Origin of the sequence: Streptomyces sp. NBC_01471, from assembly GCF_041438865.1 — a bacterium.
In the GTDB taxonomy this organism is placed as follows: Bacteria; Actinomycetota; Actinomycetes; order Streptomycetales; family Streptomycetaceae; genus Streptomyces.
Genome location: NZ_CP109450.1, coordinates 4,256,059 through 4,268,685, shown reverse-complemented (window position 1 = coordinate 4,268,685; position 12,627 = coordinate 4,256,059). Strand labels below are relative to the sequence as shown.

The 12,627-nt window shown below is 71.6% G+C and carries 11 protein-coding genes and 3 pseudogenes; 6 read left to right on the top strand and 8 right to left on the bottom strand.

Annotated features, from left to right (window positions below; all coding sequences use genetic code 11):
- Nucleotides 1-43: 43 nt before the first annotated feature.
- Nucleotides 44-982, bottom strand: coding sequence for an alpha/beta hydrolase (locus OG285_RS18920; protein WP_356827609.1), 939 nt, complete (start codon nucleotides 980-982; stop codon nucleotides 44-46).
- A 131-nt stretch (nucleotides 983-1,113) separates the two neighbouring features.
- Here OG285_RS18920 and OG285_RS18915 point away from each other — a divergent pair, with 131 nt between their 5' ends.
- Nucleotides 1,114-2,145 carry a GlxA family transcriptional regulator gene (locus tag OG285_RS18915; protein ID WP_371791634.1) on the top strand — a complete coding sequence of 344 codons (1,032 nt, stop codon included), beginning with the start codon at nucleotides 1,114-1,116 and terminating at the stop codon, nucleotides 2,143-2,145.
- A gap of 26 nt (nucleotides 2,146-2,171) precedes the next feature.
- Nucleotides 2,172-2,320: pseudogene (locus tag OG285_RS18910) on the top strand (IS5/IS1182 family transposase); the annotation flags it as partial.
- A gap of 1 nt (nucleotide 2,321) precedes the next feature.
- Here the strand turns inward: OG285_RS18910 and OG285_RS18905 are convergent.
- Entirely contained in the window at nucleotides 2,322-2,771 is a 450-nt protein-coding gene (locus tag OG285_RS18905; protein WP_371791633.1) for a helix-turn-helix transcriptional regulator, read from the bottom strand.
- Nucleotides 2,772-2,873: 102 nt separating this feature from the next.
- The gene (locus tag OG285_RS18900) at nucleotides 2,874-3,866 is read right to left on the bottom strand and encodes a GlxA family transcriptional regulator (RefSeq protein ID WP_371791632.1); all 993 of its coding nucleotides are present in this window, start codon (nucleotides 3,864-3,866) and stop codon (nucleotides 2,874-2,876) included.
- Between the two features lie 190 nt (nucleotides 3,867-4,056).
- Between OG285_RS18900 and OG285_RS18895 the strand changes: the two genes are divergently transcribed.
- Entirely contained in the window at nucleotides 4,057-4,653 is a 597-nt protein-coding gene (locus tag OG285_RS18895; protein WP_371791631.1) for a cysteine hydrolase family protein, read from the top strand.
- A 126-nt stretch (nucleotides 4,654-4,779) separates the two neighbouring features.
- Nucleotides 4,780-5,331 carry a sugar O-acetyltransferase gene (locus OG285_RS18890; protein ID WP_371793565.1) on the top strand — a complete coding sequence of 184 codons (552 nt, stop codon included), beginning with the start codon at nucleotides 4,780-4,782 and terminating at the stop codon, nucleotides 5,329-5,331.
- A 75-nt stretch (nucleotides 5,332-5,406) separates the two neighbouring features.
- Here OG285_RS18890 and OG285_RS18885 read toward each other — a convergent pair whose 3' ends face one another.
- The 5 genes and pseudogenes from OG285_RS18885 to OG285_RS18865 form a co-directional block, all read right to left on the bottom strand.
- Complete coding sequence (locus OG285_RS18885) at nucleotides 5,407-6,228, bottom strand: hypothetical protein (protein ID WP_371791630.1); 822 nt, start codon at nucleotides 6,226-6,228, stop codon at nucleotides 5,407-5,409.
- Between the two features lie 208 nt (nucleotides 6,229-6,436).
- Nucleotides 6,437-8,682: pseudogene (locus tag OG285_RS18880) on the bottom strand (AAA family ATPase).
- A 39-nt stretch (nucleotides 8,683-8,721) separates the two neighbouring features.
- Nucleotides 8,722-9,456, bottom strand: coding sequence for a TetR/AcrR family transcriptional regulator (locus OG285_RS18875; protein ID WP_371791629.1), 735 nt, complete (start codon nucleotides 9,454-9,456; stop codon nucleotides 8,722-8,724).
- 71 nt (nucleotides 9,457-9,527) lie between these two features.
- Nucleotides 9,528-10,232, bottom strand: coding sequence for an HAD family hydrolase (locus OG285_RS18870; RefSeq protein ID WP_371791628.1), 705 nt, complete (start codon nucleotides 10,230-10,232; stop codon nucleotides 9,528-9,530).
- A 346-nt stretch (nucleotides 10,233-10,578) separates the two neighbouring features.
- Nucleotides 10,579-10,857, bottom strand: coding sequence for a muconolactone Delta-isomerase family protein (locus OG285_RS18865; protein ID WP_371791627.1), 279 nt, complete (start codon nucleotides 10,855-10,857; stop codon nucleotides 10,579-10,581).
- A gap of 76 nt (nucleotides 10,858-10,933) precedes the next feature.
- Here OG285_RS18865 and OG285_RS18860 point away from each other — a divergent pair, with 76 nt between their 5' ends.
- Entirely contained in the window at nucleotides 10,934-11,251 is a 318-nt protein-coding gene (locus OG285_RS18860; protein ID WP_371791626.1) for an ArsR/SmtB family transcription factor, read from the top strand.
- Between the two features lie 579 nt (nucleotides 11,252-11,830).
- Nucleotides 11,831-12,623, top strand: a pseudogene (locus OG285_RS18855) (IS5 family transposase).
- Nucleotides 12,624-12,627 lie beyond the last annotated feature (4 nt).

The window sequence follows — 12,627 nt, the reverse complement described above, 5'->3', positions numbered from 1 at the left end:
GCCTGCGACGTGGAGTCCGCCCAGGCAGACGGTCGAGGTCCTCTCAGGGGTGGAGGGCCTGGCGCAGGGTGCGCACCTGGTCGGTGAGGCTGTGTTCGCTGATGCGGGCCTGGGGGAAGAGGAGGTCGAAGCCGTGGACGGCGCCGGGGACCTGGACGAGTTCGGTGGTGACGCCGGCGGCGGACAGGCGTGCGGCGTAGTCGCGGCCCTCGTCGCGCAGCGGGTCGATCTCGGCCACGGCGATGTAGGTGGGCGGCAGGCCGCTGAGATCGGTGGCGCGGATCGGGAAGGCGTACGGGTCGGCGTGGCCGTCCTTCGCGTAGTACTGCACGGCCAGTTCCAGCGCCGCCCGGTTGAAGACCGGGGTATCGGTGAACTCCCGTGCCGAGGCGCTGGTGAGACTGCCGTCCACGCTGGGGTAGGTCAGGGACTGGAAGAGCAGGTGCGGGCCCGCCTGGTCGCGGGCGCGGAGCACGGTGGAGGCTGCGATGTTCCCGCCGGCGCTGCCGCCGGCCACCGCGATGCGTGTGCGGTCTCCGCCGAGTTCGGCCGGGTTGTCGGCGATCCAGGTCAGGGCGGCGTAGGCGTCGTCGGCTGCGGCCGGGTAGGGGTGTTCGGGGGCGAGGCGGTAGTCGACGGAGACGACGACGGCGTGGGCGTCGCGGGCGTAGCGCAGGGAGCGTCCCTCTTCGGCCTCGGGGGATCCGTAGGTGAAGGCGCCGCCGTGTATGTAGAGGATCATCGGCAGGTCTTCGGTGGTGTCGGGGCGGTAGACGCGCAGTCGCAGTTGTCCTGCGGGGCCGGGGATGTACAGGTCTCGCACCTTGACCTGGTCGTCGACGGGGGCGTCGGGGCGTGCGCGCAGCAGTGCGTAGCGCTGGGGGTCGGCGAGGACGGCGTCCAGGCCATGGACGGGGAAGACGCCGGTGTCGGCGGTGTCGAGCAGGGTCTGGATCTCGGGATCTACAGCGGGGACAGTCATGACTGGATGGTCACCTTCCGGGTGATTCGACCGGGTGCTGCCCGGTCTGTTGTGCGGAACTGACCTCAGTCTCTGCCGATCACGAGCGGCACAGAAGTGGCCCGCGAGTCACTATGTGCAACTATTGGGCCATGACTGTTGCAACACCGCATCATGTGGCCGTCCTGGCCCTCGCACCGGTGGTGGCCTTCGACCTGAGCATCCCGGCCCAGATGCTTGCCGCGGTCGAAACCCGCGCGGGCACCGCGGCCTACGAGGTACGCACCCTCACCCCGGACGGCTCCCCAGTACCGACGGTGAACGGGTACGGCGTCACGCCGCAGGGCGACCTGTCCCTGCTGGAGCACGCCGACACGGTGATCGTCGCCGGCACCCGCTGCCCGGAGGTACTGGACGCCGGCGCGGTGGACGCCTCCGTCGCCGAAGCGCTGCGCCGTGCGGTCCGGCGCCGCGCCCGGGTGGTGTCCCTGTGCACCGGCTCGTTCGTACTCGCGGCCGCCGGCCTGCTGGAAAACCGCCGGGCCGCGACCCACTGGCGCTACGCGCAGCAGTTCAGGCGGCTCTTTCCCGCAGTCGACCTCGACACCGACCCGCTCTACATCGCCGATCGCGGGATCCTGACGTCGGCCGGCGGCGCGGCCGCCATCGACCTGTGCCTGCACCTGGTCCGGGAGGACCACGGCAGTTCCGTGGCGAACCGGGTGGCGCGGTACAACGTCGTCGCGCCCATGAGAGACGGAGGGCAGGCACAGTACATCGAGCACCCGGTCCGGGAGGACGCGGGCACCTCGACGACCGGGGCGCGGACGCTGATGACGGAACACCTGGATCGGCGGCTGTCCCTCAGAGACCTCGCGGCCCACTGCCACATGAGCGTACGGACCTTCACCAGGCGCTTCCGGCAGGAGACCGGACTCTCCCCGGCCGAATGGCTCGCCTCGGCCCGCTTGGCACACGTACGCCATCTGCTGGAGTCGACCGAACTGCCTGTTGACGACATCGCCGCCAGGGCCGGCCTGGGCAGCGGCACCAACCTGCGGCAGCATATGCGCACTGCCCTGGACATCACCCCGTCCGCCTACCGGAGGGCATTCCGCTCGGCCGCCACTGCCTTCGCACCGCCCCTCTCCGAGGGCCAGCGGGTCCGGTCCGCAGGCACATGACGCCGTTCGGCGCGGGTGACCCGGGAAAGAGCCGCCTCGCGGCCGACGGCCGGTGCCGACCACTGGCATTCGTCCTCACCGCGGGGGAGGCCGGCGATGCACCCGTCCTCACGGACGTGATGGCCCGCCTGCGCGTTCCCGCCGCCGTGGACGACCCCGCACCAGAACGAAACCGCCTAGGTGGTTCCGGCCGCTGTGTCCTTCGCTGTGTCCTTGGCTCCAGCCGCTGCGCCCCTGGTCGGCCGGGTGCGCACCTTCGCCACGCACGCCGGCATCGCCGTGACGGCGCCGTGTCCGCGGGCGCGGTACGCGGTCGGCGGCTCCCCCACGAGTTCGCTGAACCGCGAGCTGAACGAGCCCAGCGACGTACAGCCGACCTCCATGCACGCGTCGGTCACGCTCGTACCGCCGCGCAGCAGCGCCATCGCCCGCTCGATGCGACGGGTCATGAGGTAGCTGTACGGCGTCTCGCCGTAGGCCGCCCGGAACTGCCGCGAGAAGTGTCCCGGCGACATGAGTGCGTGCCGGGCCATCGTCGGTACGTCGAGTGGACGCGCGTACTCCCGGTCGATCAGATCCCGGGCCCGGCGCAGGTGCGCGAGGTTCTCAAGATCACGCGGTTTCATGGGTTCCAGATTACCGCTCAACGCCGTCCGCACCGCCCGAGAAGCTCTTAAAAAGCGGCTCTGACCTGCCTGAACGTGTTTTCTGGACGGCGCATCCCGCAGTCAGCGCGCCATCGCGCGGAACCGGAGCCGGTACTCCGTCGGTGTCGTGTCGAGCCTCCGGCGGAACGCCCGTACCAAGGTGTCGGTCGTGCCGAAGCCGCACAGGGACACGATGCGTTCGAGGGTCGCATCGGTGGATTCGAGCTGGTTGCGCGCCACCTCGACGCGGGCCGACTCGACGTAGGCGCTCGGGGTCATGCCGAGTTCGGCCTTGAAGATCCGGGTGAGCTGGCGCTCGCCGACATGGGCGTACGCGGCGAGGTCCGCGACGGTGAGCTGTTCGCCGATGTTGCGCATGATGTGGTGACGGAGGTCTTCCACGCGCCGTGTCGTGGAGACGGGTTCGAGGGGAACGCTGAACTGGCTCTGCCCGCCCGGCCGTTTGAGATACATCACGAGCTGGCGGGCGACGCGGAGCGCGACGGCCTCGCCGAAGTCGTCGGCGACCAGGGCGAGCGCCAGGTCCAGGCAGGCGCTGATGCCCGCGCCGGTCCACACGTCGCCTTCGCGGATGAAGATCGGGTCGGCGTCGACCTCGACCCCGGGGTGATCGGCGGCCAGTTGCTGCGCGGTCGACCAGTGGGTGGTGGCACGCCTGCCGTCCAGCAGACCGGCCGCGGCGAGGAGATGCGCCCCGACACACACGGACGTGACCCGCCGCGTCCTGGCCGCGAGCGTCCGCACCCAGCCGACCACCACGGGGTCGGCGAGTGCGTGGACACGGCGGTGGCTGTCGACTTCGACCGCGCCGGGCACCAGAAGAGTGTCGATGCTCCTCGTGGACACCTCGTGGAAGGTGCGGTCGGGGAGGACGCGCACACCGGCCGAGGTGGTGACGGGGTCCATGGTCTCGGCCGCGAGGACGACCTCGTACCCCGTCGCACCGTCCGTCTCCCGCCGCACGAGGGAGAACACCTCCGGTGGCCCGGTGATGTCGAGCAGGTCGACGCCCTCGAAGAGCACGATGACGACGAGCCGTTCGACGGTACTCATGGGTCTCCCCCCCCCCCGGTCAGCCGGCCCAGCCCGTGACGGCGACGGCAATGGCAATGGCGGACGCGATGTCTGGATCTGCATGTTAGACGACATTGCCGACACGCTCCGGCGGCCATAGCTTTCTGGAGGCAGCTCACCGAGCGTGCGACATCCGATCCGACATGACGACACCTGAGGCGGCACTTCCATGGCTACGACGACCCTGCGCGAGCTCAACGGCTTCGACGAGACCCCCGCGTCGCTCGCCGGCGCGACCCTGATCCTCGTCGACTACCAGAACACCTACGTCGGTGGCGTGATGGAGCTGGACGGCTGGCAGGCCGCGCTCGACTCCGCCTCCGCACTGCTGGGACGGGCCAGGGAGGCCGGGGCCAAGGTCATCCACGTCATCAACGACGGCGGCGAGGGCACCCCGTACGACATCCGAGCGGAGATCGGCCGGATCCACCCGTCCGTGGCGGCGATCGAGGGCGAGCCCGTCGTCGTCAAGACGGCCCCGAACGCCTTCGTCGGCACCGATCTGGGCGAGCACGTCGACGCCGCGGGCCACAAGGACGTCATCATCGCCGGGTTCATGACACACATGTGCGTGACGTTCACCGCGGAGGGCGCCTTCCTGCGCGGGAACAGGCCCACCGTGGTCGCCGACGCCTGCGCGACCCGCCCGCTGCGCTCCGCGGGCACCGAGGGGGGCACCGATCTGAGCGCCGACCAGATCCACCACAGCGCGCTCGCGACGATCAGCGACCTCTACGGCGTCGTCGTCACGTCGAAGAACCTCTGAGCCCTGCCGGTCCTGCCGGTCCTGCCGGTCCTGCCGTGGAGATGGTGCATCGTGGCGGGGGCGCACCGTGCGGCCGAGTGGGACGAGTACCGGAGGAAGCCCGTCGTGACCAGTCAGAAGGAACGCATGCTCGCCGGGGAGCTCTACCTCGCCGACGATCCCGAGCTGGTCGCGGACGCACTGCGCGCGGCCGTGCTGAGTGAACGGTTCAACAGCAGTCCGCCCACCGACCCGGCGGGCCGCCGGGCCGCGCTCGCCGAACTGCTCGGCTCCCTGGGCGAGGACGTGGAGGTCCGGCCGCCGCTGCGGGTGGACTACGGCAGCCACATCACCATCGGGCCGCGTACCTTCGTCAACTTCGGCGCCGTCCTTCTCGACGTGGGCGCGATCGTCATCGGCGCCGACGTCCAGATCGGCCCGAACGTCCAGCTCCTCACCCCGACCCACCCGATCGATCCCGAGCAGCGCCGCGCCAAGTGGGAGGCGGCGCAGCCGATCACCGTCGGCGACAACGTCTGGCTCGGTGGCGGCGTCATCGTCTGCCCGGGCGTGACGATCGGCGAGAACACCGTGGTCGGGGCGGGCTCGGTCGTCACCAGGGACCTGCCCGCGAACGTCGTCGCCGTCGGCAATCCGGCCCGCGTGATCCGCACCGTCGGCCAGGTCCACGAGGTCTGAACCCGGCGGCGGTGCGGAGCCGCGCCGCGGAGAGGAGGAGTGTCAGAGAGGCCGGCCGTCAGAGGGGCAGGCGGTTCAGAGGGGCAGGCGGTACTCCCACCAGCGGTGACTGATGCGCAGCTTGGCCGACTTGAGCGCCACACCCAGCACCTCGTCGTCCAGCTCGCGCACCCGGAAGGACTCCACCGAGGGGTGGTCCTCGCGGATCTGCTCGACGAAGTCCGCCACCAGGGAGCCCAGTTCGGGTGCCTCCACGCCGTGGTGGGCGACCCTCTCGACGTACACCTCGGGGCCCGCGACCACAGCGGCGATCCGGGCCGCCGTACGTCCGTCGGCGGCCAGCAGTTCCAGTCCCTGCCACCCCGTGCCCCGGGGCGCCCGGCGGGTCCGTACGGCGGGCAGGCCGTCGGGGCGCTGCCAGCGGGCCAGCGCCGAGACGCCCCACTTGCGGCCCAGCTCCCGGTGGATGGAGGCCTCCAGCTCGGCCGCCGCCCGGGCGTCCAGCTCCGCGCCGGTGTCGCCCCGGTCCAGCCAGTCCAGCGCCCGGAGTCCGGCCGCACGGGCCACGTCGGCCGCCGCACGGATGAGGGCGACCAGGACGGCTTCCTCGTCCCCCGTACCGTCCGGCTCGGCGACACTGCCGTGGACGATGCGCTCGCGCTCCAGGGCCACCAGCACCCACTCGACGGTCGCCGCATCCGCGTCCTGGCCGGTGAACACCGGTGCCCACCCGAGCAGTGCGCCGTCGCCGGAGCGGGCGGTCGCGACCCCCAGCGTCCCGGGGTGCGAGCCGCTCCCGGCGGGCGCCGGGGTACCGGCGGGCAGCCCCGCACACAGTTCCTGCCACAACAGGTGCTCCGCCCGGGGGGCCCGGTCGAACTCCACCACGATTTCCATGTCGTCCCCACTCACGCAGCCAACAGGTGGCCGTCTCCGGCACCCGCAAGCATCGACGAAGACCGGCGGGCGGGCGGGGACGCGGCCTTCCCGCACCCCTCCTCTGCCTGCTCAACCATGGTCCTCAATATGCGTCATGCCTGCTTCCGGGGGTGCACCCGGCCCCCACGCGAGTGATCGAACGTGCCTCACGCTCCGCCAACAGGCCTCACTCCCGTCCCGGAGAAGCCGTCGGTTCCGCCGTCAGTTCCGCGGGCAGCTCCCCCGTCAGTTCCGCGGGCAGCTCCCGGCAGTGCACCAGGTCCAGCCGGGAGACCGCCCGGGTCAGCACCACGTACAGCCGGTGCAGCCCGCGCTGCTCGGCGGCCACGATGGCGGCCGGTTCGACCACCACCACATGGTCGTACTCCAGGCCCTTCACCATCCCGGCGGCCACCACGCTCACCCTGGGCACACCCGCCCGCACCGGGGCCGCCTCCGCACCCGGCACGCCCTCTTCCGCCGCTCCGGCAGCCGCCAGCCCGGCCCCCGCCCGATCCAGTGCCGCCAGGAGCTCCGGGACCGCGTCCTCCGCCGCGATCACCCCGACCGACCCCTCCTGCGCGAGCGCCGCCCGTACGGACTCCACGACCGCCGCCGTCAGGTCACCGTCCGACGCGACCCGGCGGACGGCCAGCTCGCCGTCCTTCCGCATCGAACGCCCCAGCGGCACCTCCACGCCCAGCGACGCCACCAGCCGGTTCGCCAGTTCCACCATCACCTCCGGCACCCGGAACCCCAGCGTCAGCGGCACCACCGCCGCCCCCGGCTTCCCCAGGTGTGCCAGCTGCTCGGGCCAGCTGCGGGCGGCCCACGGGGTCGTGCCCTGCGCGAGATCGCCGAGCACGGTCACCGAACCGAAATCCACCCGGCGGGCCACCGCCCTGCACTGCATCGGTGACAGGTCCTGCGCCTCGTCGATGACCACGTGCCCGTACCCCTCCGGCCGCTCGATCAGGCCGTTCACCTCGTCGATGAGGACCAGGTCGGCCGCCGACCAGCGCGCACTGCGCCAGGAACGCGGCGGCTTCGGCCAGCGCAGTGCCTCCTGCTCGGCGCCGCTCAGCACCCCGTCCGCCGCCTCCGCGAGCAGCTGTGGCCGGGTCAGCAGCTCCGCCACCACCTCCTCGGCGGACACCTTCGGCCACACCGCGTCCACGAAGGCCGACAGCGCACGGGCCCGGCCCATCCGGCGCAGCCACTCCTGGCTCGGCGGCCCGGCCCTGCGCTCGACCTGGCGCCGGAACACGTTCAGTGCCCGGCTCCGCACCCGCTCGCGCCCCACCGCGTACAGCGGCGACTCCTCCCGAACCCCCGTGACGATCCGGGCCAGTTCCTCCGGCCCGATGCGCCACCGGTACGAGCCGTCGGGCACCGCGAGTCCCCCGGCGGGCGGCGCCGAGACCCGCGCGTAGAGCGCCCGCCGCAGCACCTCGGCCATCCGCGCGTCGTGCTTGAGCGCCGCCGCGGCCGGCGGGTCCTGACCGCGCACCGGGTGGCGGGCCAGTTCGTCGTCCACCGTCGACTGCCGGACCCCGATCTCCCCGAGCGAGGGCAGCACTTCGGAGATGTACGCGAGAAACATCCGGTTCGGGCCCAGCACCAGCAGTCCGCTGCGCCGGATGCGCTGCGGGTAGGTGTAGAGGAGGTACGCGGCACGGTGCAGCCCGACCGCCGTCTTGCCGGTGCCCGGGGCACCCTGCACGCAGACGGAATCGGCGAGTTCGCCCCGTACGAGGTCGTCCTGCTCCGGCTGGATCGTCGCGGCGATGTCCCGCATCGGGCCGACCCGGGGCCGCTCGATCTCGGCGGTGAGGAGGGCGCTTCCCCACCGCCGGGCACACCCGCACCGCCCTCGGCCTGCCCGGGACGCTCGGCGTGCCCCAGACGCTCGGCCTGCCCCGGCCTGTCGGCGCGCTCCGGGCCGGGGGCCGCCTGGAGCAGCTCGTCCTCCATGCCGGTGAGGTCCTCGGACGACCCGTCGCTCCAGGGCGCCCAGCCGAACCGCCGCCGCACCGCGACGCCCTGCGGGTCACCCGCGCTCGCCCGGTAGAAGGCGCGCGAGACCGGCGCACGCCAGTCGACGACCAGGGGCGGCACCGACGGGTGCCGGCTGATCCGGCGGCGGCCGATGTGGTAGCTCTGGCCCCGGTGGTCGCGGGGTGCGTCCGCGCCGAAGGTGAGCCGCCCGAAGAACAGCGGACTGTCCGGCTCCTCCCGCAACTCCTTCGCCTGGCTGCGGAGTTGGTAGCCCAGGACTTCGGCATCGGCACCCGAGGCGAAGGCGTTCTCGCCGGAGACGACCCGTTCCTCCGCGGCCTCGGCCATGCCGGACAGAGCCGCCCGGCAGGCGTCGTGGTAGGTCCGTTCCGCGCTCAGTTCGGCACCGAGGTGCCCGTCGGGTGGCGTCGTCATACGGCCAGCCTACCGAATAACGCAACCGAGTAACATTTTTTACTCTTGGTCCACCGCTCGGCCCGCCGCCTGACTCGGCGAGGGAGCAGACGAGGGAGCAGGCGAGGGAGCAGGCAGGCCCCCGATCCCCTCCCGCAGCTGCGCGAATCCGCCCTCCGCAGCGGTCACCGCGCCGGGATACACCTGGTCCGCGCTCTCCCCCGCTGCGATCCGCCGCCAGTTGTCCATGGCCAGAATCCGCTGCACGGCGACGATCTGCCCGGCCGCCAGCCGCGCCCCGAGCAGGGCCCCCGGCGCCCCGGCCCCCTCCTCCGGGACCGCCTCCCCCGCAGCCTCCGCGAGAGCCTCCGTCAGCGCGTCCTCCGTGCGGCCGGAGTAGGCCCACAGCCGCGCGACGAGGGCGGGCGTCCCGTACAGCAGCCGGTGGAAGGCCAGCACCTCGGCCGCGTCGCTGAGTCCGGTCACCGGGTCGCGCTGCTGAAGGCCGTCGAGGAAGTGCAGCCGCAGCGCGTCGAGCGGCGACCGCCCCGCGGGCCGCCCCGCCACCACGTCGGCCGCCTCCCGCTCGTGATCCGCGAACCGGTGCAGGACCAGGTCCTCCTTGGCCGGGAAGTACCGGAAGAGCGTGGGCTTGGAGATTCCGGCCGCGGCCGCCACCTCCGCCACCGGCACCGCGTCGTACCCCTTCTCCAGGAAGAGCCGGATCGCGGCGTTGGAAATCGCCCAGTAGGTCCGCTGCCGGTTGTGCTCACGCAAGCCCATCTCGCCGTTCATGACGGCCGAGCGTACGCAATGAACGGACGGGCGTACGCCATGGAGCGCGACCGCGGGACCGGCCTACCGGCCTACCGGCCCCACAGGATGTCGAGGACCGGCTCCCAGGTGTTGAGCACCAGGTCGGCGCCCGCCGAGGCGAGTTCGTCGACCGCCGGGTCGTTCGTCGCGTAGCCGAGGAACGGCAGGCCGATCTCCTGGGCCGCCCGCAGGTCCGGCACCGAGTCGCCGATCACCAGGGTCGTCGCGCGGTCCGCACCCAGCCCCGCCAGTGCCTGTTCCAGCGCGTGGGGATGCGGCTTGAGCAACTGGAGGTCCGTCGCACTCCGGCCGTGGATGTGCGGTCCGAAGCACTCGGCGAGCCCCCGGCCCGTCACGTACTCGCGCACCGCCCGGGACGAGTGGTTCGTGGTGACGGCCAGCCGCCCGCCGGTCGCCGACCAGGTGCGGACGACGCCGTCCGCGTACATGGTGGGCCACGCCCCGGCGACGGCCCGCTGCTCCTGGCGCGTCAGCCACTCCTCCAGGTCCGCGACGAGGTCGCTTTCCGGGTGGAGCGCCCCGACCGTACGCAGGATGTCGAGCGGATCGGCGAGCCCGCCGAGGTCCGCGTCCGGGGCGAGCGCGGTGATCCCGCGCTCCTCCAGGAACGTCCGCATCCCGTCGGAAGCCGCCCGCTCGGCGCTCGGGCCGAACAGCCGGCAGAGCGGGCCGTCGAAGCCGAACAGCACATACCGTGTCGCGGTGATCCGGTCTCGGAGGTTCTCACGAATCACGGATACCACCTGTTCGCTTCCCGTCGGGCCGGTCACATCGTCAGTCGCAGCTTCAGCTTCGGGCAGGTCTTCGGTCACGCCTTCAGGCACGTCTTCAGGCCCAGCCGAAGGCACTCGGACAGGCTCCCCCTGCACGAACCCTGTACGGTCCTGACTGCATCGAACCACTTCTGCGGCTCTTCCACCACGTTCCGCTTTCTCCGCGAACGCTTCTGTCCGTACGCCAAGACGCCAGTCTCCGCAGGGCCGTTCCACATTCTGGAGAACTTCTCGCTCGTTCCGCTGCCACACCGCGCACGCTGACGCGGCACGATTCGCGGGGCAGGCCGGGCCGGGTCCTTGGCGCCTACTCGGCGCTCAAGGGGTGGGTGGCGAGCGCGGTGACGTCGATGTCGACATAGGGGCGGATCGGGAGGCTGTTGAGGGCCTCCACCAGGGCGTCCGCGTCGGGGGCCGACCACAGGCCGATGTTGGCGCGCTTGCCGGGCAGGGTCCACAGCTGTCGCAGTACGCCATCGGCCATCAGTTCGCGACCCCGGTCGCGCTCGCGCTTGACCAGTTCGGCGTGGTCGGCCGCGGGGAGTTCGTAGACGCGGGGGGCGTCGATGCGCACCAGAAAGTCCATGGCGGTCTCCGATCAGTATTGGTTGATGTTCGTCGAACATCGACTATAGGGGCAGGGTCGGTCTAGACTCAAGGCCATGCCCCGCCAGCTGCACCACCCCGATCCGCAGGACGTCACGCTCGCCCAGGCGCTGTCGGCGCTGGGTGACCCGGTGCGGCTGCGCATCCTCGCGGTGCTGGCCGACCGGGGTGAGCATCCGCGGGAGGACTTCGATGGTCTGGGCGTGGGCTCCTCGACCGTGAGCCATCACATGCGGACCTTGCGCGAGGCCGGGCTGACCCGGCACCGGCTGGAGGGCACCCGTTGCTTCGTCTCACTGCGGCCGGACGCACTGCGGGCGTGCCCGGAGGTGCTCGACGGAGTGCTGCGTGCGGCGGCGGAAGAGGCCCGGTAGCAAACACGACCAAGCATCACCGGCTCCGACGGGCCACGCGGCGTCGGCCGAGGTACGAGTGGCCAATGCTGGGCAGCACCGGCAGGCACTCCTGCTGCCCGGACGGCGCGAAGTTCCGGCTGGCGCGGAAGGCGGGCCTCGACTGGGGGCCCACGGGGAGCCGAGCGTGTTGTCGGTGCTGTCGTGGATGGGGTTGAGGTTCGAGGCCGGGCCTGTCCGGCGAGCGCGGAGCGGGCGGCGATGCCGGTGTTGTACGCGGAGGCGGTCAGCGCGGAGGCCAGGGTCGGGGCGTCGCCGGCGAAGCGCACGGCGAGAGCGGTGACGACCGGGTTGACCGTGAACCCGGCCGGCGCCATGAGGAAGACCAGGGCGCCGGCACGGGCGGGACGTACCGTCGAAGACGCGCACAACCAAGCAGAGGTTCGCGAGTCCCTGACCGCGCGGCGAGCAAAGATCACCCCCGGGCAGGCGGGCCAAGCCCTCCAGTAACCTCCAAGCTGGAGCGGCAACCTAGCCGGTGGGCCTCTCGTCCTGGGCCTCTCCTACCCAAGCTTTGACGCCACGGAGCCCTCCGGCGGGGTGTCTCGACCTCAACTTACAGATGCTGAGTGGGAGTTCGTCTCTCCCTTCCTGCGGGTCGGTGAGTACGGGCCGTACCGGGAGAACCTGCGGGCGCACTTCGAGGGTGTCGTGTGGCGGTTCAGGAACGGGGCGAAGTGGCGGGAGTTGCCCGAACGGTTCGGGCGCTGGTCCACCGTTTACGGCCGGTTTCGGCAGTGGCGGGATGCCGGGGTGTTCACTGCGGTCTTCCAGGGCGCGATTGCCGGGGCGGCGAAGCGGAGCCGGGTGGACTTGTCGCTGGTCAGCGTGGACCGGACCACGGTCCGGGCCCATCGTGATGCTGCCGGGGCTCGTGGAGCCCGAGGCCCTGGACGCGTTGGAGAAGGCTGCCGCGGAAAAGGGGGCGCCAGTCAGGAACAAGACGGGTAACTGACCCAGGAGCGGGAGGAACGACGACGTGTGAGGCGTCGCCGCAAGGCCCGACTCGTCGCCCGACGCAGTCGCGGGCGACAGGGCGTACTCGTCCCGCCAGAACCGTTGCCGCCTGCGCAGACGCGGGATCAAAGCAGTCACCCCCGAGAAGAAGGACCAGTCCGCCCACCGCAAGAACCGCGGCTCACGCGGCGGATGGCCCGTCACCTGGGGCAAGCAGCTGTACAAACTCCGCAACAGCGTCGAACGCGCCATCAACAAGATCAAAGACTGGCGCGGTCTCGCCGTCCGCTACGACAAAAAGCCTGAAAGCTACCAGGCCGGACTAGAATTATGCGTCGGCCTCCGCTGGATCCGACACCTCGGATCACAGCCTTGATCAC

What these genes read in the sequence shown, in the direction of transcription:
- OG285_RS18920 (WP_356827609.1), bottom strand. Translation starts at nt 982, where the DNA reads ATGACTGTCCCCGCTGTAGATCCCGAGATCCAGACCCTGCTCGACACC.
- OG285_RS18915 (WP_371791634.1), top strand. Translation starts at nt 1,114, where the DNA reads ATGACTGTTGCAACACCGCATCATGTGGCCGTCCTGGCCCTCGCACCG.
- OG285_RS18905 (WP_371791633.1), bottom strand. Translation starts at nt 2,771, where the DNA reads ATGAAACCGCGTGATCTTGAGAACCTCGCGCACCTGCGCCGGGCCCGG.
- OG285_RS18900 (WP_371791632.1), bottom strand. Translation starts at nt 3,866, where the DNA reads ATGAGTACCGTCGAACGGCTCGTCGTCATCGTGCTCTTCGAGGGCGTC.
- OG285_RS18895 (WP_371791631.1), top strand. Translation starts at nt 4,057, where the DNA reads ATGGCTACGACGACCCTGCGCGAGCTCAACGGCTTCGACGAGACCCCC.
- OG285_RS18890 (WP_371793565.1), top strand. Translation starts at nt 4,780, where the DNA reads ATGCTCGCCGGGGAGCTCTACCTCGCCGACGATCCCGAGCTGGTCGCG.
- OG285_RS18885 (WP_371791630.1), bottom strand. Translation starts at nt 6,228, where the DNA reads ATGGAAATCGTGGTGGAGTTCGACCGGGCCCCCCGGGCGGAGCACCTG.
- OG285_RS18875 (WP_371791629.1), bottom strand. Translation starts at nt 9,456, where the DNA reads ATGAACGGCGAGATGGGCTTGCGTGAGCACAACCGGCAGCGGACCTAC.
- OG285_RS18865 (WP_371791627.1), bottom strand. Translation starts at nt 10,857, where the DNA reads ATGGACTTTCTGGTGCGCATCGACGCCCCCCGCGTCTACGAACTCCCC.
- OG285_RS18860 (WP_371791626.1), top strand. Translation starts at nt 10,934, where the DNA reads ATGCCCCGCCAGCTGCACCACCCCGATCCGCAGGACGTCACGCTCGCC.